Origin of the sequence: Mycolicibacterium llatzerense (assembly GCF_000878195.1) — a bacterium.
GTDB lineage: Bacteria > Actinomycetota > Actinomycetes > Mycobacteriales > Mycobacteriaceae > Mycobacterium > Mycobacterium llatzerense.
The window spans coordinates 18515-40530 of the sequence record NZ_JXST01000033.1 but is presented as its reverse complement, the minus strand read 5'-3'; the positions used below and the strand labels follow the sequence as shown (position 1 = coordinate 40530).

The window sequence follows — 22016 nt, the reverse complement described above, 5'->3', positions numbered from 1 at the left end:
GGAGTTGCCATGACATCAGCGATTTCAGTCGAGCGGTTGGACTTCGACAGTGGCGGTGACCGGTATGCCGCCTGGCTCACGCTGCCGCCGACGCCCGGGCCGCACCCCGCCGTGGTGTTGGTGCACGGTCTCGGCGCCACCCGCGACATGATGCTGCCGCAATACGAGCAGCACTTCGCCGCCGCGGGCATCGCCGTGCTGTCCTTCGACTACCGATTCACCGGAGCGTCCGGAGGTCAACCGCGGCAACGAATTTCGATCCCCGAACAATGCCGAGACGTCGCCGCCGCCATCAATTTTGTGCAGCGGCACCCGCACGTGGATGCCGGCCGAATTGGTTTGTGGGGCACCAGCCTCGGCGGCATGAATGTGGTGCGGGTGGCCGGTAGTCGCAGCGATATCGCAGCGGCAGTGGTGCAATGCCCGATCACCCACGGGCCGGCGGCGGCCGGAACCGTCGGCATCCGCGGAGCGCTACGGCTGACGCCGGCGATCGCCGAGGACGTGGTGCGCGCGGCATTCCGGCGCGGCCGTCGCTACGTGCCGATCGTCGGGCAGCCGGGTACCGATGCGATGGTGACGGTCGCCGGCGCGGAGGACGGGTGGCGCTCGACGGTGCCCGACGGAGCGGCCTTCGACAATCGAATGACGGCCATCGATGCAGCGCTATTGATCACGCGATCGGCGCTGAGCCACGCGGCGCGGGTGCAGGCGCCACTGCTGGTGTGCGTCTGCGACGGCGAGACGCTGATGGATCCGCGCTACGCCGAACTGGTGGCCCAACGAGCACCGCGGGGTATTGCCCGGCATTACGAATCCGACCACTTCGCGATCTATCACCCGCCGCTGGTGCGGCGAGTGCTCGACGATCAGGTCTCTTTTCTGAAAGAGCATCTGTGATGGGGTCGCGAGATGTATTGCGCGCCAACGATGAACGCTTCGCCGACGTCGCCGCCGGACTGACCCCCGACGAATGGGCCGCGCCGAGCCTGTGTACGGAGTGGAGCAATCGTGAGGTGTTGGGGCATCTGGTGGTCGGATGCAGCCATCCCGTCGGCACGTTTCTCGGTGCGCTGGTCCTGCACCGGAATTTCGATTGCGCCAACACCGCGACTGCCCAGGAGGCTGCGCGGGACCGCAGCGTAGAAGCGCTCTTGACCGATTTCCGCGCCGTCAGTGCGCGCCCGGAAGGAGTCGGTAGGTACTTTCCGGCGCGACTCCTGCTGGGCGACCACATCACCCACGAGTTGGACATCCTGTTCGCTGTCGGCCGGGAGCCGGACATCCCGCCGCACCTGCTCAATGCGGTGCTGGACACCCAGGTGGCCTTCCCCAACCCGTTCGTCCCGGCCTATCGCAACAGTCAGGGCCTGCGGCTCGTCGCCGCCGACACCGGATGGTGCCACGGCAATGTCGGGCCGACCGTGGAGGGGACGGCCGCCGAGCTGATCTCGGTCCTGGGCAACCGGCCGAAGGTGTTGCCTCGGCTGCGGGGAGCAGGCGCCGAGATACTGGCCGACCGGCTGCTCAGCCGCCAGACCCGTACGGCCGGGTGATGATCTCCAGGTAATGCCCACTCGGGTCCTGGAAGTAGACGCCCCGACCACCGTCGTTGTGATTGATCTCGCCGGGGTGCTGTGCCCGCGGGTCGGCCCAATGCTCCAGCCCGCGTTCACGAATCCGGCCGTAGATCGCGGTGAATTCGTCCTCGGACACCAGGAACGCGTAGTGCTGGGGCACAACGGTGGTGCCCTCCGGCATCTGGGCGAAATCGAGGCCCACGCCGTGGTTGAGTTCGACAGCGAGGAAATGCCCGGCTTCTTTCGCGGGCGGGAGGCCGAAGAGCTCGGTGAAGAAAGTGGCCGCGGCCGAGCGGTCAGTCGAGTGGACGATGGTGTGGTTGAAGGTGATGGCCATAGATCTCTGTTCTACCCCGTCGCGCGTGCCGCGTCACTGCCGGTGTGGGAGGTCCTGGCCTGTCATGATCTAGGCATGGCGTTCGACCTGCGAGAGCTGGCAGTTCCGATCATCGTCGCGCCCATGGCCGGCGGGCCGACGACGCCTGAGCTGGCCGCCGCCGGTTCGACAGCCGGCGGTCTGGGATTCGTGGCGGCCGGCTACCTGACCGCTGCGGCCCTATCCGATCGGATCACCGCCGCCCGCGCGCTGACCACCGGCCCGCTCGGCGTGAATCTCTTTGCCTCGCAGCCCAGTACCGCCCGGCCCGGCGAGATCGAGCGCTACGCAACGGACCTCGCCGGTGAAGCCACCCGCTATGGCGCCGCACTCGGCGATCCGAAATTCAACGACGACGACTGGGCCGCCAAGCTCGACGTCGTCGCCGACCTGCGACCCGAGGTCGTGTCGTTCACTTTCGGCGGGCCCACCGCCGGTGAGTGCGCGCGGTTGCGGCAGGCCGGCATCACCACGGTCGCGACGGTCACCACCCGGGCCGAAGCGGTGCAGGCCGTCGCCTCGGGTGTCGATGCGCTCGCCGTTCAGGGGCCCGGCGCCGGTGGCCATCGCGGCACCTACGACCCGCTGGCCGCGCCCGCGACGCAGGCACTCACCGAACTGCTGGCCGACGTGCTCGCCGCGACGACGGTGCCGGTGGTCGCGGCCGGCGGTCTGATGACGGCCGACGACGTCGCCGCCGTGATCGCGGCCGGTGCGGTGGCCGCACAGCTCGGCACGGCGTTTCTGCTCGCCGACGAGTCCGGCTCCAGCCCGGTGCACCGCGCCGCGCTCGTCGATCCGCGGTTCACCGAAACCGTTGTCACCAAGGCATTCTCGGGGCGCTACGCGCGGGGGTTGCGTAACCGGTTCATCGATGAGCACGACGAGCAGGCGCCGCTGGCCTATCCGGAGGTGCACTACCTCACCAGCCCGGTGCGCAAGGCGGCCGTGGCGGCCGGCGATCCGGACGGCACAAATGTGTGGGCGGGCACCGGATTCCGCAAAATCCGGTCGGGGTCGGTCGCCGACATCATGGCCGGACTGGTGTGAGCGTCGTGAAAGGAGCCGGCATGCGATCCGTTGTGGCGATCCCGTTGGCGGTGGCCTGTGTCTGGCCGATCACCGTCGCTCATGCCGACCCCGTACAGGTGCCGCGTTGTGCCAGTGCCCAATTGACGCCGAGCCTCGGCCCGCCCGACGGTGCCGCCGGCACCACCTTCTATCCGGTGATCCTGAAGAACTCCGGGGACGCCCCGTGCAGCATGTCGGGCTATCCGGCGGTGTCGTTCATCGCTGGTTCGGACAATCATCTGGTCGGGGTGGCCGCCAGCCAGGAAGTGGAAACCACCATCGGCGTCGTGGTGATCGGACCCGGCCAGTCCACGTCGGCGAACCTGGGCATCGTCAACGCGGGCAACTTCCCCGCCGACTGTAATGCTGTACCGGTCAGCGGTTTACAGGTCAACCTGCCGGGTGAGACCGATCCGATCATCGTCGGCCACGCCGATACCGCCTGTGCCAGTACGGCATACCCGACGTTGCGAGTAGGGCCGTTCACCGGCGCGTAGTGACGGCGACGCTGCCCTCGGGGGCGCGTGCGGTGATCTGTGCAACCGCGCGAGACGCGTCGCTGGTCTGAGGAACTCGCACTTTCGCGTCATCGCCGGCCTCTGCCCGAACCAGGTACGGCCCACCTGGCGGCAGGGTGATGTCGACGTCAGAACTCTGTGTGGTGATGTCCACGGTGCGCGGGGCGATCTCCTTGAAGTCCACGGCGATGTGGCCGTCGGTGGAGTCGGCGATGAAGGCGTCACTGACCACGATCGGGTCGCGGGTCTGCACATCGGCGCTCTGCGTGTGGATTTCGATCCGCCGGGCGTTGCCACCGAGGATCACCGCGCCGTCGGTGTTGTGCACGGTCAGCTGGTCCAGATTGGTCTGGGTCAGCAGCGCGCCGACCTGCTGTTTGGTGGTCACGGAAAGCTGGTGTGCGGCAGAGGGCGGCAGCGTCACCGTGATTTCCCCGGGCGGGCCGAAGTTGAACAGCGGGGACGGTGAACCGGCCACGGTCAGGCTGACTGCGCTGCCGTTCCGCGTGACTTTCAGCGCTTGCTCGTCGTTTTGCGCGGAGTTCAGCAGCCGCATCCGGACGCGCGGTTCGCGGACATTGCGATCGCTGGTGATCCGGATGGCGGTCGGCAGATCGCCGGTATCGATGGTCAGCGAGCTCAGATCGGCCGGCAGTGTCTCGGAGTTGGCGGCGACGCGTACCGAGCCGATACCCCAGGCCAACCCACCGAGTCCCAGCGCAGCCGATGTGGTCACGACCAACGCGACGAGTACCAGAATCGTGCGGATCGCCGAGCGCGCTCCCGGTGACAGTGTGGGCGGTTTGGCCGCTGGGGCCGGCTCGGTCACTGGTTCGAAGTCCAAGTTGGAAGTCATGAATATCCTTTTCTCTGTTCAGGATTCGAGGTAGCGCAAGACGGCGAGGACGCGGCGGTTCTCGCTGTCGTCGGGGGTCAGGTCCAGCTTGGTGAAGATCGATGCGATGTGTTTTTCCGCGGAGCCGATCGAGATGTGCAGTAGCGCGGCGATGGCCGAATTGGTCTTGCCTTCGGCCATCAGCTGCATCACCTCCTGCTCGCGCGGGGTGAGCACCGCGAGGGTGGAGCGGCGGTGCGTGCGCACCAGGATTTGCGACACCACTTCCGGGTCCAGGACAGTGCCGCCCGTGCCCACCGTGGTGACGGCGTCCAGGAACGCCGGGACGTCGGCGACCCGGTCCTTCAACAGATAACCGAAACCCCTTGTGTCCGAGGTGATCAGGTCAGCTGCGTACCGTTCTTCGACGTAGTGCGACAACACCAACACCGGTGACTCGGGATTCTGGCTGCGGAGCAGGGCGGCGGCGCGGATGCCCTCGTCGGTGAAGGTCGGTGGCATCCGGACATCGACGATGACGAGGTCAGGCTGGTGCTCGTTGACGGCGCGCAGCAGCTCCGTGGCGTCGGGTACCCCGGCCAGTACGTCGTGGCCGGCGTCGATCAGGATGCGCTCGATTCCCGCGCGCAGCAAAGCCGAATCCTCGGCGATCACAATGCGCATGGCAGCACCGCCGTCACGGTCGTCGTTCCGGTCTCGGGGCTCGAGACAGCGAAGGTGCCCCGCGCCGCGCGTACCCGCTCGCCGAGCCCGCGCAGGCCCGTCGTGTCGTCACCGGTGGTTTGGGCCCCGCCGATCCCGTCGTCGAATATCGAGATGTGCAACTGGTCGGTGGGCTCGTGGTAGCGCACCGAGATGACGGCGTGGGTGGCGTGGGCGTGCTTGGCGATGTTGGTCAACGACTCGGCGACGACGAAGTATGCGCACGACTCGACCTCATCGGAAAAGCGTTTCGGCAGTTGCAGTTCCAGCGTCACTGGCACCCCGGCTGTTTCGGTGCGCTGGACCACCGCCGACAGCGCGGCGTCCAGGCCGCGGTCGGCCAGGATCGTCGGCGCGATGCCGCGCACCACATTTCGTAGTTCGAGGAGCGCGGCCTTGGCGTCGTCGTGCGCTTCGGCGATCAGCTTGCGGGCCTCGGGCAGGTCCGAGTCGAGCTTGGTCTGCGCCAGCCCGATCGTCATGGCCAATGACACGAGCCGGGGCTGAACACTGTCATGCAGGTCGCGTTCGATGCGGTGCCGTTCGGTCGACGCCGATGAGACCGCGCCGCGGCGGGCCTGGTGCAGGGCGGTCACCTCGTGCTGCAGTGCCGCTGTCGGCGAGGCCGGCAGCAGCCACCGATCGATGACCGCGTCCACCCTCGGGCCGAACACCAGGATGGCTCCGGCGGCCGCCATCGCGATGACGGCCAGCAGCCAGGACAACGGCGGCGAGATGAAGCTCAACCCGGCGGCCGGGTCACTGTTATGGATGGCGGTCGCGGCGGCAGGACCGATCAGCGCGAAGGCCAGCAGGGTGAACGCCAACCCGACCGCGAAGATGTCGAAAGCCATGCGCAGGTAGCTGTGCGCCAACACCTTCCAGAATCGGCCGCTGCTCACGTCTAGCCAGAGCTGATGCGCCCACCCTTGAAAACCGGTGTAGGGAGTCATCTTTCGGTACGGAACGGCGATGCCGAAGCCGAAGATGGCTTCGCTGCGCACCCGCTCCACCCGGTCGGTGGCGCGGACGGCGTACACGAACACCACCCCACCGAACACGGTCCCGATCACCGAGGGAATCGAGCTGACGGTGAGGATGAGAAGCGACAGCGGTATCCAGAACCAGATCATGCCGGTCATGGCGCCGACGATCATCGACGCGGTCGGGACGATGCCGAGGTCTGGTGCGCGCCGCGCTGGCGGTGCCGTCGTCGGATTTATCGGCTCGGCCGAAGCGGTGCCAGTAGCTGTTACAACCATGCCTCCAACCTAGGCACTGGCGGTGCCTGGCGACACGGCGTTTTCCCTCGATTGAGCTGGGGGTAAACCCCCACTCGGCTCGGCAACTCGGACCGTGCGCTGGACGCGCGTGCCAGAATCGGCTGTGTGCAGATCGGGATGACGATGCCAGTGATGGAGTCCAACCTCGACGCGGCCACGCTGACGGCGTGGGCTCGCGTGATCGACGGAGGGCCGTTCTCGTCCCTGTGTTGGGGTGAGCGCATCGCCTTCGACAACCCGGATTCACTGACCCTGCTCGGCGCACTCGCGGCCTGGACGGACCGGGTGCGCCTGGTCACCACCGTGATCGTCCCGCAGTTGCACGATCCGGTGATGCTGGCCAAAGCGCTTGCCACCGGTGACTTGCTCAGCGGCGGACGGCTCACCGTCGGGCTCGGTGTCGGGGGCCGACACGAGGACTACAACGCTGTCGGCGCCGACCCCAAGACCCAGACGATGCGCGGCATGGCCGAGCGCGTCGCGCTGATGAAGCGGGTTTGGGCGGGGGAGAAGCTGACCGACTCCGTGCTGCCCGTCGGTCCGCAGCCCGTGCAGCCCGGCGGCCCGCAGCTATTGGTGGGCACCATCGGGCCGAAAACCGTACGCAGTGCGGCGAATTGGGCCGACGGGATGGCGGGCACGACGCTGGATCTCAGCGTGGAGCGCGAGAGCGAATTGTTCGACGTCGCCCGCGCGGCGTGGGCCGAGGCGGGAAAACCCAAGCCGCACTTGGCCACCTCCTTCTGGTTCGCCCTCGGTGACAAGGACACCGCACGTGACCAGGTGCACCGCCACCTGCGCCGGTACATGAACTGGATTCCCGAGGAATACGTCGATGCGATGGCGCCCACCACGGGCTGGGCCGGCACCGAAGACGAATTGCTCGACGTGCTGCAGAAATTCGATGACATCGGCGCCGACGAGGTGCATCTGATTCCCACCAGTTCGGACATCGACCAGCTGCGCCGGGTGGCCGACGTGGTCAAGGACTTCACCGGAGAGGCATCGCTATGAGCCGTGCGACGGACGTGCTGGCCGGCTTGCCCACGGTGCGGGCGTGGCAGGAGGACCTGTACCGGGATCTGCATGAGCACCCGGAGTTGTCGTACCAGGAGCACCGCACCGCAAAACTGGTGTCGGACAGGCTCAATGAGCTCGGCTACCAGGTGACCGAGGGGGTCGGCGGCACCGGCGTGGTGGGCATCCTGCGCAATGGCGACGGCGCGTCGGTGCTGATGCGCGCCGACATGGACGCGCTGCCTGTCGCCGAAGCCACCGGGCTGCCCTACGCCAGCGCGGTGCGCGCCACCGACGCCGCAGGCAAGGACGTGCCCGTCATGCACGCGTGCGGTCACGACACCCACGTCACCTGCTTGTTGGGCGCAGCCGCGCTGCTGGCCGACGGGCGAGATCACTGGCAGGGCACGGCGATTGCGTTGTTCCAGCCGGCCGAAGAACTCGGCGGCGGTGCCGCCGGCATGGTCGCCGACGGGCTGGCGGACATCGTCGGCAAGGTCGATGTGGCGTTGGGCCAGCATGTCGCCCCCGCCCCGGCCGGATACGTCGGCACCTGCAGTGGCCCGATACTCGCTGCGGCCGACAGCATCCGCGTCACGGTGTACGGGCGCGGGGGCCACGGGTCCATGCCGAACGCCACCATCGATCCCGTGGTGCTGGCCGCCATGATCGTGATCCGGCTGCAAACCATCGTGTCCCGCGAGGTGGCGCCCACCGACACCGTCGTCCTCACCGTCGGCAGCATCCACTCGGGAACCAAGAGCAACATCATCGGTGACCACGCGGTGCTGGAACTGAACCTGCGCACCTACGACGCCGCCGTCCGCACCGCTGTCATCGCCGCGATCAAGCGCATCGTCATCGCCGAGTGCCAGGCCTCGGATTCACCCAAGGAGCCGGAATTCGACTTCTACGACCAGTTTCCGGTCACCGACAACGATGAGACCGTCACGACCCGCACCCACGACGCCTTCGTCGAGCACTTCGGTGACCGCGCGCTGACCGTCCCGCCGGCGGCCGCCAGTGAGGACTTCAGTGACATCCCGCGGGCCCTCGGCGTGCCGTACACGTATTGGATGTTCGGCGGTATCGATGCCGCCGAGTTCACTCGTGCGGCCGAAGCCGGCCGGATCAGCCAGGACATCCCGGTGAATCACTCGCCGACATTCGGCCCGGTGATTCAGCCGACGCTGGACACCGGCACCGAGGCGCTCGTGGTGGCCGCGCTGTCCTGGTTGTAGTCCTTTGGGCGGTAGGCGATCTCGAAGACGCACGGGCCAGCACGCAGAGGGCGATGGCTTCGACCATCTGGATGATCAGCATCGTCCACGTCGTGCGTGCGACGGCGACGAAGAACTGCATGTTGGGAATGACGACGAACAGCCCGCCCCAAAGGCCCCACCAAGCCGCCTTGCCCAGCCCGCGGCCGGGGTACAGGCGCAGGAACATGAAGCACAGCATCGTCAGCTGCAGGACGTACGTGAACCCAAGAAAAGGGAACAGGTCCATGATTTCGGTCAGCGGGCGCTGCGGATAATCAGCCGCTGGATAGCTGTCGCCGAACAGCGCCGGTCCCGCGGCCTTGTGGAAGACGACGTCGAGAATGAACGTCAGAATCGACACCGGCACCGCGATCACCAAAAAGCGTCCCCACCCGAATTGCTTGCCCATGACATCCTTCCGATCTTGAGATTCAGATCGTTGATATCCCGGATGAGCGCGCTACGGATCTCGGCTTCCAGGCAGCCGGACAGTGCCCGACCGAAGGATCTGCGCGAAATTGCGTTTGACCAGGGCTTCGGCGGGTAACCTCCGCGTTGAACACTGCCTCGGTGTGGGAACGGGAGTAACGGTGAAGATCAAACTTGTGGCGCCTGTTGGGATCGCCGCGATCGCGTTCGGCCTGGCTGGCATGACGGCGGGCTACGCCTCGGCGGCCAACAACATCAAGCCGTTCGGTCAGCAGGAGACGCTGAACGAGATCGGCTACACGGTCAAGGGCCTGAAGCCGAGTTCGGACCCCGTGCCGCACAACGGCCAGCTCTACTCGGCGACCGTGACGGTCGAGGGGCTCGGCGGTTGGGGCAACCCGATCGTTGGGTTCTTCAACGCCCGCGCCGAGAGCGGCACGAACTACCGGGTCATCGGCGGGGGCGTGCCGTCGGCACCTCCCGGAGGGAAGACGACCGGCAAGCTCTACTTCGACGTCGTCGGTGACGTGCCGAACAGCGTCGTCTACAACGACGGTTTCCAGGACCTGCTGGTGTGGGTGCCTCGCCCATCCGCGAGTGTCGTAGCTGCTGCCGACGCCGACGACGACGTGGTCGGGACCAGCGAGATCATCACCGCACCGGCCGCCGAGAGCACGCCGCCTGCCGAGGGAACTCCGACAGGTGGCAACTTCTTCGCCCCTGAAGTCCTCGCACCGCCACCCTTCGAGCTCACCGAAGCTGAGATTGCTTCACCGGGATACAACGAGGGTGGCGGCCGTCGCTGAGCAATCTCTGATTGCCTACCAACAGAAGTCGCACGAATCCTGACTTACGTCAGGCGGGTTCTCGCCGTCTCACACACCGCTGGGTAGGTGGCCCTGGTAGGGCACGTTGCCCAAGTTGCCCCCTTGACGAATTACCGGGTGTGGCAGACCTTCATGTCCCACTGGTACGCGACGCCGGGTCCTGACGACATGACGTAACGGGAGTAGGTCATGTTGTCGCCTGGGTACCACGTGTGCGGCGGCAGCGGGCCGGCGTGGGCGGGAGCAGACGGCTGTCCGTCCCGGCTGACGTTCGGTCGGATGAACTTTCAGCGACTGACACATTGACCGGTTGTCGAAACTAGACTCCGTACCCTTGCCGGCGGGCGGTGGATTTCGGTTGCCCGAATAACAGCTTTGAATATGCACGTCCTGATCACGTGCCGATCGCCGCGCCAGCCCGGGAAGGACCTCGATATAGACGCGGTCGGGTGCTCGCGCCGATTTGCCCAATCGGCTGAGGTTGTCGTGTCTACTGCCGGGACTGTAGCCGTGGGCACCGACTAGGACTCGCCTAGGCTATTTGGCCATGGAAGCCGCAACTCTCGCGTGGACTATCGCAGCAGCAGTGCTTGCCGGACTCAGCCTGATCGCGGCAATAGTGATCGGAGTTCGCGCCGAACGCATTGCAAAGAAAAACACCATCCTGGCAACTGAACGTTCCATTGTTAAATGGCAGGTGGAGCGCAAGACTCCAGATACTCCGGGCGTATTCCGAGTGATGAATGTCGGTCGCGACGTCGCGTATGAGGTAACCGTCGAGGCTTGGGACTCCCACGATTACGCTACGGAGACGGTGGGGTCGTTGTTGCCGTACACGCTAAACGGCACGGTTGAGTATGCCGAGATCACGCTCGCACACCGCAGCTCAATAGGGCCCGATATGGACGCCGCGCGAGAGGGCGTGCCGATTCCAATTGCCGTACCACGTCCGTTCGCGGGCGCACCGTCGTTTATAGGCGATCTCATCGCTGCCAGCGACTCAAGTTACGAAGACATGGTCAACACGAACGTTCGCATGCAGGTGCAAGTCGAGGTCAGTTGGCGGTCAAAGGGCGGTCGCTGGTCAACGGAGTCGATCCAGACGGGTTAGACGGGCACCACGATGGCTTTCGGTTGCGCAATTCCATTATGACTGCTGCGTAGGTAGTGAGCCGCTGTTCGATGCCTTGTCTAGGAAGCCTCGTTTGACCTCATCGTGGGACAGGCCGGTCAGTGAGATATCGAGAATTGAGGTGAGTGTCTTGAATTGTGGGGAATTTCTGACCTCGTTGAGGGTCCCAGCTTTGACTGATCCCCGTTTCCGGTCACACTCGATGCACAGGACGCCGAACGCGGCATCGTGCACATCACGCCTCAGCTTCGTGGCCGTCATGAAAACGGTATGCATCTTTAGCACCTCAGCTTCCGATCTGGATAGGCCATACGATTGCACTTGGGTCTCGACCCAGTCCTGCCGGTCGGTCGGAAATGTGACGTTGGTCTTGTCATCTGCTGCGCGCCAGACCTGCCCGATGAAGCCTTGTGAGTCTGGATATGAAGTGCGGCCGACTGCCGCATAGTTCTCATTGGGCGAGACACGTCCTACCAGGTAGAACTTGTCTTCATTGTGTCGGTACACGGAAAGCCGAGTGTCGCCCCGGTAGATTCCGAGATCATTTGCGAGGTCTCGCAATAGGACGTTGACGACGTTGATCAGGTTTGTGGCCCGGTTGTCTATCTGTTCTTCGCACCGCGCGAGTTCGTCTGTGAGCAGTGCGTTTTCGTTGGTGAGGGTGAGCAATGTAGGGCGATGGCGTCGGCGGTTGTAGACGATTGCTCCGCCTGCGAGCAGGAGGCCGAGTGCAATGAGCGCGAAGACAACCAGGCCGTTCCATTTATAGGACGGGCCGATGCTTGCAACGCAGAAGGGCACCGCGCTTACAGCAGTGAGCGAATCGGCAAGGTATTCAACGAAAAACAGATGGGCCCGTTTACGAAACTGTTTAGGTATCCGAGAGAACCAAAGCATCGGCGTAGGTCAGGCGAGGGTGAGTTCCCGCTGCCTTTCCCGCACATCGTCACCCCACTCGAAGTGACCACGGAGAATTTCCTTGATGGCCTCTACGGCCGCGTCCGCATCCACGTCAGCCTGCTCGGCGTCGCTGCTCTTCATCGCAAATTTGATGACGAAACTGTCGTCATCCTGGCGCTCAACGTGAACGTCGGTCACCCCGTACCGTGCGGTATCGAAGTCTTTCAGGGCGTCGCGAATCCCATCAATCACGGCGTCGAGGACCTGCTCCTTGACCCCGAAGTGTGCGTTCGACCGAATCCCCACCGGGTGCACCTTCCCTCTGATCGCGGTAACTCGCAGCGGCTGCTGTCAAAACAGACTACGCGCTGTACAAGTCACAACACCGGATTGATGGTGTGTATTTCGACCGACGCGGCAGTGTGCCAACGCCAGTTCACCTGAGCGAATAACGCACGGGCCTGCGCAGACGTGGGTCAAAGAGTGCCCCCGGCAGGATTCGAACCTGCGGCCTTCTGCTCCGGAGGCAGACGCTCTATCCCCTGAGCTACGGGGGCGCATGATGCTGGGGACCAGCGGCGCCGTTGGGCGATCACAGAGTAGCGCATTCGAGCCTACCGACAGGAATCGGACCTAATGCGCACTAATTCCGCCTGTGGCCTGCTACCGACCAGCGGACGACCGATGACAAGCGTGAGCAGCTCAGCCCATAGGATGGACCCCCGTGACCCCCGCCGATCTGGCTGAACTGCTAAAGAACACCGCCGCCGCGGTCCTGGTCGAACACGGCCTGGACATTGCCGCGCTGCCCGAAACAGTGGTCATCGAGCGTCCGCGCAACCCTGAGCACGGTGATTACGCCACCAATCTGGCGCTGCAGCTGGGCAAGAAGGTCGGCGTCAACCCGCGTCAGCTGGGCGAATGGCTGGCCGAGGCCCTCATCAACGCCGACGGCATCGCCGACGCCAGCATCGCCGGTCCGGGCTTCGTGAACCTGCGCATCGAGGCCTCCGCGCAGAGCGTCGTCGTCCTCAACGTGCTGGGCGGCGGGGCGAGCTATGGCACGTCCGAGGAGCTCAAGGGCCGCCACATCAACCTGGAGTTCGTGTCGGCCAACCCGACCGGGCCCATCCACATCGGTGGCACCCGCTGGGCCGCTGTCGGCGACGCGCTGGGCCGCCTGCTGGCCACGCAGGACGCCACCGTCGTCCGCGAGTACTACTTCAACGACCACGGCGGGCAGATCGACCGGTTCGCCCGCTCGCTGGTCGCGGCCGCCAAGGGCGAGCCGGCCCCGGAGGACGGCTACGGCGGCGACTACATCAAAGACATCGCCGCCGACGTCGTGACCAAGCGGCCCGACGCGTTGGAGCTGCCGGCCGACGAGTGCCAGGAAGTCTTCCGCGAGGTCGGCGTGGATCTGATGTTCGGTCAGATCAAGCAGTCTCTGCACGACTTCGGCACCGACTTCGACGTTTACACCCACGAAGACTCGATGCACACCTCGGGCCGGGTGCAGCAGGCCATCGACAAGCTGCGCGACAACGGCTCGATCTACGAGCTGGACGGCGCAATCTGGTTGCGCACCACCGACTTCGGTGACGACAAGGATCGCGTCGTCATCAAGAGTGACGGCAACCCGGCGTACGTCGCGGGCGATATCGCGTACTACCTGGACAAGCGCCAGCGTGGGTTCGACCTGTGCATCTACATGCTCGGTGCCGACCACCACGGCTACATCGGCCGCCTGAAGGCCGTCGCGGCCGCGCTGGGTGAGGACCCGGCAACCGTCGAGGTGCTGATCGGCCAGATGGTCAACCTGGTCAAGGACGGCCAGCCGATGCGCATGAGCAAGCGCGCCGGCACCGTGATCACCCTGGAAGACCTGGTTGACGCCATCGGCGTGGATGCGGCCCGCTACGTGCTGATCCGGTCGTCGGTGAACAGCCCCATCGACATCGACCTGGGCCTGTGGGCCAGTGCGTCCAACGAAAACCCGGTCTACTACGTGCAGTACGCGCACGCCCGGCTGTCGGCCCTGGCGCGCAACGCCGCCGACCTCGGCCTGGGGCTGGACCTCGGGCACCTCGACCTGCTCGACCACGACCGTGAAGCCACCCTGATGCGCACCATCGGCGAGTTCCCGCGGGTGCTCAAAACCGCTGCGTCCCTTCGGGAACCACACCGCGTGTGCCGGTACCTGGAGGACCTGGCCGGTGACTACCACCGGTTCTACGACTCCTGTCGCGTGCTGCCCATGGGCGACGAAGAGCACAGTGACCTGCACCGGGCGCGGCTCGCGCTGTGCGCGGCCACCCGCCAGGTCATCGCCAACGGTCTGCACATCCTCGGCGTCACCGCTCCGGAGCGGATGTGAGCGGGCAGCCGACCGGCAACACCGTGCCGGAGAAGCCACGGTCCGCCGACGAGGTCAACTTGCTGGCTTCGAATGTCTGGCCGCGCAACCTCGTTCGGGGCGCCGATGGCCAGGTCAGCGTCGCCGGCGTCACCGTCGGTGAACTGGCGAAGCAGTTCGGCACGCCGCTGTTCGTCATCGACGAGGACGACTTCCGGTCCCGTTGCCGCGAGATCGCTGACGCCTTCGGTGGCGGCGAGCATGTGCACTACGCCGGAAAAGCGTTCCTGTGCGCCGAGATTGCCCGCTGGGTCGCGCAGGAAGGCCTCTGCCTCGACGTGGCCACCGGCGGCGAGCTCGCCGTGGCCCTGCATGCCGACTTCCCGGCCGAGCGAATCACCGTGCACGGCAACAACAAATCGGTTCCTGAGCTGACCGCGGCGGTCAAGGCCGGCGTCGGGCACATCGTGCTGGACTCCGAGATCGAGATCGAACGCCTGGAGGCCATCGCCGGTGCGGCGGGCGTCGTCCAGGACGTCCTGGTCCGCGTGACCCCCGGCGTCGAGGCGCACACCCACGAGTTCATCTCCACCGCCCACGAGGACCAGAAGTTCGGTCTGTCGCTGGCCAGCGGTGCGGCGATGGATGCCGTGCGCAAGGTCTTCGCCACCGACAACCTGCGCCTGGTCGGCCTGCACTGCCACGTCGGCTCGCAGATCTTCGATGTGGCCGGATTCGAGATCGCCGCCCACCGCGTCATCGGCCTGCTGCGCGATGTGGTCGCCGAATTCGGCGTCGAAAAGACAGCGCAGATGTCCGTCATGGATCTCGGTGGGGGACTGGGTATCTCGTACCTGCCCAGCGACGACCCACCGCCCATGAAGGAACTCGCCGACAAGCTCAAGGCCATCGTGAAGGCCGAATCGGCGGCCGTCGGGCTGCCCACGCCCAAGCTGGTCGTGGAGCCCGGCCGCGCCATCGCGGGCCCGGGCACCATCACGCTGTACGAAGTCGGCACCGTGAAAGACGTTGCCGTTTCGGCCGACAAGTACCGGCGCTACGTCAGCGTCGACGGCGGCATGAGCGACAACATCCGGCCGTCGCTGTACGACGCCCTGTACGACGCCCGGTTGGTGTCGCGCGTCAGCGACGCCCCCGCGGTCCTCGCCCGGATCGTCGGAAAGCACTGCGAGAGTGGCGACATCATCGTCCGCGACACCTGGGTGTCCGACGATGTGGGGCCCGGTGACCTGTTGGCAGTCGCCGCCACCGGCGCCTACTGCTACTCGATGTCCAGCCGGTACAACCTGCTGACCCGTCCCGCTGTCGTCGCGGTGAAGGACGGCAACGCACGGCTGATCCTGCGTCGGGAGACCGTCGAAGACCTGTTGAGCCTGGAGGTGAGTGGTCAATGAGTGAAAAGCCAATCGGCGTAGCAGTTCTCGGACTCGGGAACGTCGGGACCGAGGTGGTCCGGATCATCGAGAACAGCGCCGACGACCTGGCCGCTCGCATCGGTGCGCCCCTGGAGCTGCGTGGCGTCGGCGTCCGCAAGGTGGCCAAGGGCCGCGGCGTCTCGGTCGACCTGCTCACCGACGACATCGAGGCGCTGGTTTCGCGTGACGACGTCGACATCGTCATCGAGCTCATGGGCCCCGTCGAGCCGGCCCGCAAGGCCATCATGGCCGCGCTGGAAAAGGGCAAGTCCGTGGTCACCGCGAACAAGGCGCTGATGGCCCAGTCCACTGGCGAACTCGCTCAGGCCGCCGAAAAGGCGCGCGTGGACTTGTATTTCGAGGCAGCCGTGGCCGGCGCGATCCCGGTGATCCGCCCGCTGACGCAGTCGCTCGCGGGTGACGTGGTGCTGCGGGTGGCCGGCATCGTCAACGGCACCACCAACTACATCCTGTCGGCGATGAGTGAGACCGGCGCCGATTACGCCGACGCGCTGGCCGAAGCCGGTGTGCTGGGCTACGCCGAAGCCGACCCGACCGCCGACGTCGAGGGCTACGACGCCGCTGCCAAGGCCGCGATCCTGGCATCCATCGCGTTCCACACCCGCGTCACCGCCGACGATGTCTACCGCGAGGGCATGACCAAGGTCAGCGCCGCTGACTTCGAGTCGGCCAAGGCGCTGGGCTGCACCATCAAGCTGCTCGCCATCTGTGAGCGCCTGACCACCGGTAAAGGCAAGCAACGGGTTTCGGCCCGCGTCTACCCGGCGCTGGTGCCGCTGGACCACCCGCTGGCCTCGGTCAACGGTGCGTTCAACGCGGTCTTCGTGGAGGCCGAGGCTGCCGGCGAGCTGATGTTCTACGGTCGCGGCGCCGGCGGCGCTCCGACCGCGTCGGCCGTCATGGGCGACGTGGTCATGGCTGCGCGTAACCGCGTGCAGGGTGGCCGCGGTCCGCGGGAATCCAAGTACGCCAAGCTGCCCATCGCATCGATCGGCGCTATCGAAACTCGCTACTACGTCAGCATGAACGTCGCGGACAAGCCCGGTGTGTTGTCTTCTGTCGCAGCCGAATTCGGCAAGCGCGAGGTCAGCATCGCCGAGGTTCGCCAGGAGGGCATGGAGGACGAGTCCGGCCAGCGCAGCGGCGCCCGGATCGTCGTCGTCACCCATCGGGCCACCGATGAGGCGCTGTCGGAAACCGTTGCGGCCCTCGCAGATCACGAAGCAGTACAGAGCATCAACAGTGTGCTGCGCATGGAAGGAACGAGTAAATGAGCGTGCACAAGCCGTGGCCCGGCCTGATCGAGGCCTACCGGGATCGTCTGCCCGGCACCGAGAACTGGACGCCGGTCACCCTGCTCGAGGGTGGCACCCCGCTGATCCACGCCAAGCGGATCAGTGAACTGACCGGCTGCACAGTGCATTTGAAGGTCGAGGGGCTCAACCCGACCGGTTCGTTCAAGGACCGCGGCATGACCATGGCCGTCAGCGACGCCGTGGCGAAGGGCCAGAAGGCCGTGCTGTGCGCGTCCACCGGCAACACCTCGGCCTCGGCGGCCGCCTACGCTGCCCGCGCCGGCATCACCTGCGCGGTGCTGATCCCGCAGGGCAAGATCGCCATGGGCAAGCTGGCGCAGGCAGTCATGCACGGCGCCAAGATCATTCAGGTCGACGGCAACTTCGACGACTGTCTGGAGCTGGCCCGCAAGCTGACCGCCGACTACCCGACCATCGCCCTGGTCAACTCCGTCAACCCGGTCCGCATCGAGGGCCAGAAGACCGCGGCGTTCGAGATCGTCGATGCCCTCGGCACCGCGCCCGACGTGCACTCGCTGCCCGTCGGCAACGCCGGCAACATCACTGCCTACTGGCGCGGATACAGCGAATACCACCGGGACGGCGTCTCCGATCGGCTGCCCCGCATGCTCGGCACGCAGGCCGCCGGTGCGGCGCCGCTGGTGCTCGGCGAGCCCGTCAAGAACCCGGAGACCATCGCGACCGCGATCCGAATCGGTTCTCCGGCTTCGTGGGACGGCGCCGTCGCCGCCAAAGAGCAGTCGGACGGCCGCTTCCTGGCTGCCACCGACGAAGAGATCCTGGCCGCGTACCACCTGGTGGCCAAGGCTGAAGGCGTGTTCGTCGAGCCGGCGTCGGCCGCCAGCATCGCGGGCCTGCTCAAGTCCATCGAGGATGGCTGGGTCAAGCCCGGCTCGACCGTGGTCTGCACCGTCACCGGTAACGGCCTCAAGGATCCCGATACCGCACTCAAGGGCATCCCCGAGGTCAAGGCCATCCCGGTCGATCCGACCGCCGTGGTCGAACAGCTCGGACTGGTCTGACGCAAGTGACCGAAAGCCTGCCCGCCGGCCTGCTCGCCACCGCCGTCGTCCCCGCCTCGAGCGCCAATCTCGGCCCCGGCTTCGACAGCCTGGGCCTGGCACTGAGTCTCTACGACGAAATTCAGGCGGAGACAACCGATTCCGGCCTCGTCATCGAGGTGACGGGGGAGGGCGCCGGGCAGGTTCCGCTCGACGAGTCTCATCTGGTCGTGCGGGCGATCCGGCGTGGTCTGGCTGCCGGCGGAGTCTCGGCTTCTGGCCTGAACATCAAGTGCCGCAACGTCATTCCGCATTCGCGGGGACTCGGGTCGTCGGCGGCAGCGGTGGTCGGCGGCCTGGCCGTCGCCAATGGCCTTATCGCACAATCGGGTTCGCAGCCGCTCACGCTCGATCAGCTGGTGCAGCTGTCTTCGGAGTTCGAGGGGCATCCGGACAATGCGTCGGCTGCGGTGCTGGGTGGCGCGGTGGTGTCCTACACCGAGCCCGGCCCGGTGTACGCGGCGGTGCCACTGGCGCTGCATCCCGACATTCATCTGTTCCCGGCCATTCCGCAGGTGCGGTCGTCGACCGCGGAGACTCGGGCTGTGCTGCCGGAAGTCATCGCTCACACTGACGCGACGTTCAATGTGAGCCGCGCCGCGCTGCTGGTGGTGGCACTGACGCAGCGCCCGGATTTGCTGATGGCGGCAACCGAGGACGTCATGCACCAGCCGCAGCGGGCAGCTGCCATGCCGGCCTCGGCGGAATATCTGGCGATGCTGCGGCGTTCTGGAGTGGCAGCAGTGCTTTCCGGTGCTGGACCTGCGGTTATCGCATTCAGCACCGAGCCCGAGTTGCCCGCCGAAGTCCTCGAATTCGGCGCTGCCAACGGGTTCGTCGTCGAAAAGATGGCTGTGGGCCAAGGGGTTCGCTGGACCGTCGGTGCCGGCGTCTAACGAAAAGCACACGCCGGAGTGGCATTTCTTGCTTCATTGTCGGATCAGAGATATTCTCGCACCGTCCAGCAATCGCAGGCTCTAGTACCTGCGCCTACGGTAGGACGACCACTCTTCTCTTAGATGTTCAACTCGTGGACTGATGGTTCGCCGCACGGCGGCAAATCCCGGTGCTTGGCTGTTGCACTGCCTCAGCTGACCAGGGCTCTTGCCGATTGCGGTTCGGGGAAGCCGTCCGACTGCGAACAAAACCCTCGCCTGATCCGATGCGCGAGGGCACAGAAAGGAAATCCGTGACTGATACGGACCTCTTCACCGCCGATGGCACCACTGATGCCCCGGCAACTGAAGCGCCGGCGGCCGGACGCTCCGGATCGCTGACCAGTCTTCTGCTCCCCGACCTGCGTGCGCTCGCTTCCGAAGCCGGCGTCAAGGGCACCTCCGGCATGCGCAAGAGCGAATTGATCGCCGCCATCCGGGAACACCGCGGCGAGGCAAACGGCGCCAAGAGCGAAGCCAAGGCCGCCAAGGCTGAACCCAAGACCGAAACCAAGACCGCCGAGGCTGTGAACGGCAACGACGCCGCCAACGAGGCCAAGGAAGCCCCGGCCGCGGCCGCGAACACCGGCGGCGAAGCTGCCGCTGACGCGCCCGCCGCTGAGCAGGCCCCGCGCCGCGAACGCCGTGGCTCGGCGCGCCGGGCCGGTGCGCCCGCCGACGGCGAATCCGGCGATGCCGGCGACAAGCCCGCCGAGAACGCGGACAACACCGACGCCCCGCGCGAGGAGCGCAACCGCGAGCGGAACGCCGACAACAGCAACCAGGGCGGCAACAAGTCCGAAGGTAACCAGGGTGGCAACCGCGACCAGGGCGGCAACCGCGATCGCGGTGGCGACAACCAGGGCGGCAACCGCAACCAGGGTGGCAACCGCAACCAGGGCGGCAACGACAACTCCAACAATGATGATGACGACGACAGCCGTGGAGGCCGTCGCGGCCGTCGGTTCCGCGACCGTGACCGTCGTCGTCGTGGGGAGCGCGGCGATAACCAGGGCGGCGGCAACGCCGAGACCGAACTGCGCGAGGACGACGTCCTGCAGCCGGTCGCCGGCATCCTCGACGTGCTGGACAACTACGCGTTCGTCCGCACCTCGGGCTACCTGGCCGGCTCCAACGACGTCTACGTCTCGATGAACATGGTCCGCAAGAACGGCCTGCGCCGTGGTGATGCGGTGACCGGCGCCGTGCGGGTCCCGCGCGAGGGCGAAACCGGCGCCAGCAGCAGTGGAAACAACCCGCGTCAGAAGTTCAACCCGCTGGTGCGGCTGGACAGCGTCAATGGCGGCCCGGTCGAGGCTGCCCGCAACCGTCCAGACTTCAACAAGCTCACCCCGCTGTACCCGAACCAGCGGCTGCGTCTGGAGACCACTCCGGACCGGCTGACCACGCGTGTGATCGACCTGATCATGCCGATCGGTAAGGGCCAGCGTGCGCTGATCGTGTCCCCGCCGAAGGCCGGTAAGACGACGATCATGCAGGACATCGCCAACGCGATCACTCAGAACAACCCGGAATGCCACCTCATGGTGGTGCTCGTCGACGAGCGTCCGGAAGAGGTCACCGACATGACGCGCTCGGTGAAGGGTGAGGTCATCGCCTCGACCTTCGACCGTCCGCCGTCAGACCACACCCAGGCCGCCGAGCTGGCCATCGAGCGGGCCAAGCGCCTGGTCGAGCAGGGCAAGGACGTCGTGGTGCTGCTGGACTCGATCACCCGTCTGGGCCGCGCGTACAACAACGCGTCGCCGGCGTCGGGCCGCATCCTCTCCGGTGGTGTCGACTCCACCGCCCTGTACCCACCCAAGCGGTTCCTCGGTGCTGCCCGCAACATCGAGCACGGCGGCTCGCTGACCATCATCGCCACCGCGATGGTCGAGACCGGCTCCACCGGTGACACCGTCATCTTCGAGGAGTTCAAGGGCACGGGTAACGCTGAGCTCAAGCTGGACCGCAAGATCTCCGAGCGCCGGGTGTTCCCGGCGGTCGACGTCAACCCGTCCGGTACGCGTAAGGACGAGCTGCTGCTGTCCACCGACGAGTTTGCGGTGGTGCACAAGCTGCGTCGCGTGCTCAGCGGTCTGGATCCACATCAGGCCATCGACCTGCTGATGAGCCAGCTGCGCAAGACCAAGACCAACTACGAGTTCCTGGTCCAGGTCTCCAAGACTGCCCCCGGCGGTCCGGACAACGACTAACCGTCGCAGTTCTTGAAACTGAAGGCCGCAACTCTGCCCGAGTTGCGGCCTTCAGTGCGTTCTGGGGTACTGCTACGGCTGCGCCTTCAACCCCGGCATCACGTAGCGGCGGACGTGCGCGCGCAGTTCCTCGGCATTGTTGGCGTCCAGCCGCTGCCCGGGCATGGTGGCCAGCGACAGGATGACCCGCGCGACCCACTCGGCGGCGTCGTCGATGTCGGTGTCGGGGTGGATCTCGCCGTTGTCGCGGGCGCTGACGAGGTACCGCGACCAGAAATCGGCGAGGTCGGGCACCAGGCCCTGCACGCCGGCGCCGGCGCAGGCGGCGAACTCGTCGGGTTCTTCGACGCGCAGCTTCATCAGCAGGGCGCCGGGGTCGTCGTAGGCGGTGCGGCCGTGCTGGATTCCGGTCACCATCTGGTTGTCCAGGCCGTCGATCGACTCCAGCATGGCGTGCGCGTCGGTCCAGTAGGCGTTGTTGAGGCGGACGATCGCCGCGCCCAGCAGTGTCACCTTGTCCGGGAAATGCCGGTAGAGCCAGCCGCGTGAGACGCCGGCGGCCTCGGCGACCTCGGATACCGTGGTGGCGCGAATTCCCTTGGCGCGCATGCACTCTTCAGCGGCGTCGATCAGTCGATCGCGCACACTTTTCGGGGATTCTGGGCTAGCCACCGGATGTCTCCTCACTTGTCAACCGGGCGAACGACGATTCTGCCAGGGTG

General features: G+C 66.1%; 22 protein-coding genes and 1 tRNA gene. 14 read left to right on the top strand and 9 right to left on the bottom strand.

What is annotated here, in order from left to right; genetic code table 11:
- Nucleotides 1-9: 9 nt before the first annotated feature.
- Nucleotides 10-900, top strand: coding sequence for an alpha/beta hydrolase (locus tag TL10_RS21175; protein ID WP_043987176.1), 891 nt, complete (start codon nt 10-12; stop codon nt 898-900).
- Nucleotides 900-1556 carry a maleylpyruvate isomerase family mycothiol-dependent enzyme gene (locus TL10_RS21170; protein ID WP_043987175.1) on the top strand — a complete coding sequence of 219 codons (657 nt, stop codon included), beginning with the start codon at nt 900-902 and terminating at the stop codon, nt 1554-1556. The genes TL10_RS21175 and TL10_RS21170 overlap by 1 nt, the downstream gene beginning before the upstream one ends.
- On the opposite strand, the gene TL10_RS21165 is transcribed toward TL10_RS21170, so the two are convergent.
- Nucleotides 1528-1917: a VOC family protein gene (locus TL10_RS21165; RefSeq protein WP_043987174.1), complete on the bottom strand. Its 390-nt coding sequence runs from the start codon at nt 1915-1917 to the stop codon at nt 1528-1530. The two genes, TL10_RS21170 and TL10_RS21165, sit on opposite strands and share 29 nt — an antisense overlap.
- 75 nt (nt 1918-1992) lie before the next feature.
- Between TL10_RS21165 and TL10_RS21160 the strand changes: the two genes are divergently transcribed.
- Both TL10_RS21160 and TL10_RS21155 read left to right on the top strand, forming a co-directional pair.
- Nucleotides 1993-3006 carry a nitronate monooxygenase gene (locus tag TL10_RS21160; RefSeq protein WP_043987173.1) on the top strand — a complete coding sequence of 338 codons (1014 nt, stop codon included), beginning with the start codon at nt 1993-1995 and terminating at the stop codon, nt 3004-3006.
- Nucleotides 3007-3026: 20 nt separating this feature from the next.
- Nucleotides 3027-3524: a DUF4232 domain-containing protein gene (locus TL10_RS21155; RefSeq protein ID WP_131630781.1), complete on the top strand. Its 498-nt coding sequence runs from the start codon at nt 3027-3029 to the stop codon at nt 3522-3524.
- Here TL10_RS21155 and TL10_RS21150 read toward each other — a convergent pair.
- The 3 genes from TL10_RS21150 to TL10_RS21140 are packed head-to-tail and all read right to left on the bottom strand — an operon-like array spanning nt 3511 to nt 6365.
- A complete protein-coding gene (locus tag TL10_RS21150; RefSeq protein ID WP_043396974.1) occupies nt 3511-4401 on the bottom strand; it encodes a DUF4097 family beta strand repeat-containing protein in 891 nt (296 codons plus the stop codon). The two genes, TL10_RS21155 and TL10_RS21150, sit on opposite strands and share 14 nt — an antisense overlap.
- 18 nt (nt 4402-4419) lie before the next feature.
- On the bottom strand, nt 4420-5064 hold the full coding sequence (locus TL10_RS21145; protein WP_043396976.1) for a response regulator transcription factor: 645 nt from the start codon (nt 5062-5064) through the stop codon (nt 4420-4422).
- Complete coding sequence (locus tag TL10_RS21140; RefSeq protein WP_043987172.1) at nt 5052-6365, bottom strand: sensor histidine kinase; 1314 nt, start codon at nt 6363-6365, stop codon at nt 5052-5054. The genes TL10_RS21145 and TL10_RS21140 overlap by 13 nt, the downstream gene beginning before the upstream one ends.
- Nucleotides 6366-6503: 138 nt before the next feature.
- Here TL10_RS21140 and TL10_RS21135 point away from each other — a divergent pair, with 138 nt between their 5' ends.
- On the top strand, nt 6504-7400 hold the full coding sequence (locus TL10_RS21135) for an LLM class flavin-dependent oxidoreductase (RefSeq protein WP_043397165.1): 897 nt from the start codon (nt 6504-6506) through the stop codon (nt 7398-7400).
- On the top strand, nt 7397-8644 hold the full coding sequence (locus TL10_RS21130; protein ID WP_081936723.1) for an amidohydrolase: 1248 nt from the start codon (nt 7397-7399) through the stop codon (nt 8642-8644). Before TL10_RS21135 ends, TL10_RS21130 begins: the two co-directional genes overlap by 4 nt.
- Here TL10_RS21130 and TL10_RS30285 read toward each other — a convergent pair.
- On the bottom strand, nt 8535-9074 hold the full coding sequence (locus TL10_RS30285) for a hypothetical protein (protein WP_202813123.1): 540 nt from the start codon (nt 9072-9074) through the stop codon (nt 8535-8537). The genes TL10_RS21130 and TL10_RS30285 overlap by 110 nt on opposite strands.
- A gap of 181 nt (nt 9075-9255) precedes the next feature.
- On the opposite strand from TL10_RS30285, the gene TL10_RS30280 reads away from it, so the two are divergent.
- Both TL10_RS30280 and TL10_RS21115 read left to right on the top strand, forming a co-directional pair.
- Nucleotides 9256-9900, top strand: a complete 645-nt coding sequence (locus TL10_RS30280) for a DUF1942 domain-containing protein (protein WP_043987171.1) — start codon at nt 9256-9258, stop codon at nt 9898-9900.
- Nucleotides 9901-10468: 568 nt separating this feature from the next.
- On the top strand, nt 10469-11032 hold the full coding sequence (locus TL10_RS21115) for a hypothetical protein (protein ID WP_043396986.1): 564 nt from the start codon (nt 10469-10471) through the stop codon (nt 11030-11032).
- A 36-nt stretch (nt 11033-11068) separates the two neighbouring features.
- Here TL10_RS21115 and TL10_RS21110 read toward each other — a convergent pair whose 3' ends face one another.
- From TL10_RS21110 to TL10_RS21100, 3 genes are all read right to left on the bottom strand, one after another.
- The gene (locus TL10_RS21110) at nt 11069-11950 is read right to left on the bottom strand and encodes a hypothetical protein (protein WP_131630780.1); all 882 of its coding nucleotides are present in this window, start codon (nt 11948-11950) and stop codon (nt 11069-11071) included.
- A 9-nt stretch (nt 11951-11959) separates the two neighbouring features.
- Nucleotides 11960-12259: a hypothetical protein gene (locus TL10_RS21105; RefSeq protein WP_043396991.1), complete on the bottom strand. Its 300-nt coding sequence runs from the start codon at nt 12257-12259 to the stop codon at nt 11960-11962.
- 178 nt (nt 12260-12437) lie between these two features.
- A tRNA-Arg gene (locus TL10_RS21100) sits at nt 12438-12510 on the bottom strand.
- Nucleotides 12511-12677: 167 nt separating this feature from the next.
- Between TL10_RS21100 and argS the strand changes: the two genes are divergently transcribed.
- The 6 genes from argS to rho all read left to right on the top strand — a co-directional run bounded on the left by argS (nt 12678) and on the right by rho (nt 21294).
- Complete coding sequence (argS, locus tag TL10_RS21095) at nt 12678-14330, top strand: arginine--tRNA ligase (protein ID WP_043396994.1); 1653 nt, start codon at nt 12678-12680, stop codon at nt 14328-14330.
- On the top strand, nt 14327-15724 hold the full coding sequence (lysA, locus tag TL10_RS21090) for a diaminopimelate decarboxylase (protein ID WP_043396997.1): 1398 nt from the start codon (nt 14327-14329) through the stop codon (nt 15722-15724). The genes argS and lysA overlap by 4 nt, the downstream gene beginning before the upstream one ends.
- Entirely contained in the window at nt 15721-17040 is a 1320-nt protein-coding gene (locus tag TL10_RS21085) for a homoserine dehydrogenase (RefSeq protein ID WP_043397000.1), read from the top strand. Before lysA ends, TL10_RS21085 begins: the two co-directional genes overlap by 4 nt.
- Nucleotides 17037-18104, top strand: a complete 1068-nt coding sequence (gene thrC, locus TL10_RS21080; protein WP_043397002.1) for a threonine synthase — start codon at nt 17037-17039, stop codon at nt 18102-18104. Before TL10_RS21085 ends, thrC begins: the two co-directional genes overlap by 4 nt.
- Nucleotides 18105-18109: 5 nt before the next feature.
- On the top strand, nt 18110-19039 hold the full coding sequence (gene thrB, locus TL10_RS21075) for a homoserine kinase (protein WP_043397005.1): 930 nt from the start codon (nt 18110-18112) through the stop codon (nt 19037-19039).
- Nucleotides 19040-19332: 293 nt separating this feature from the next.
- A complete protein-coding gene (rho, locus tag TL10_RS21070; RefSeq protein ID WP_110789170.1) occupies nt 19333-21294 on the top strand; it encodes a transcription termination factor Rho in 1962 nt (653 codons plus the stop codon).
- Between the two features lie 72 nt (nt 21295-21366).
- Here the strand turns inward: rho and TL10_RS21065 are convergent, their stop codons facing one another.
- Nucleotides 21367-21966, bottom strand: a complete 600-nt coding sequence (locus tag TL10_RS21065; RefSeq protein ID WP_043397010.1) for a TetR/AcrR family transcriptional regulator — start codon at nt 21964-21966, stop codon at nt 21367-21369.
- Nucleotides 21967-22016 lie beyond the last annotated feature (50 nt).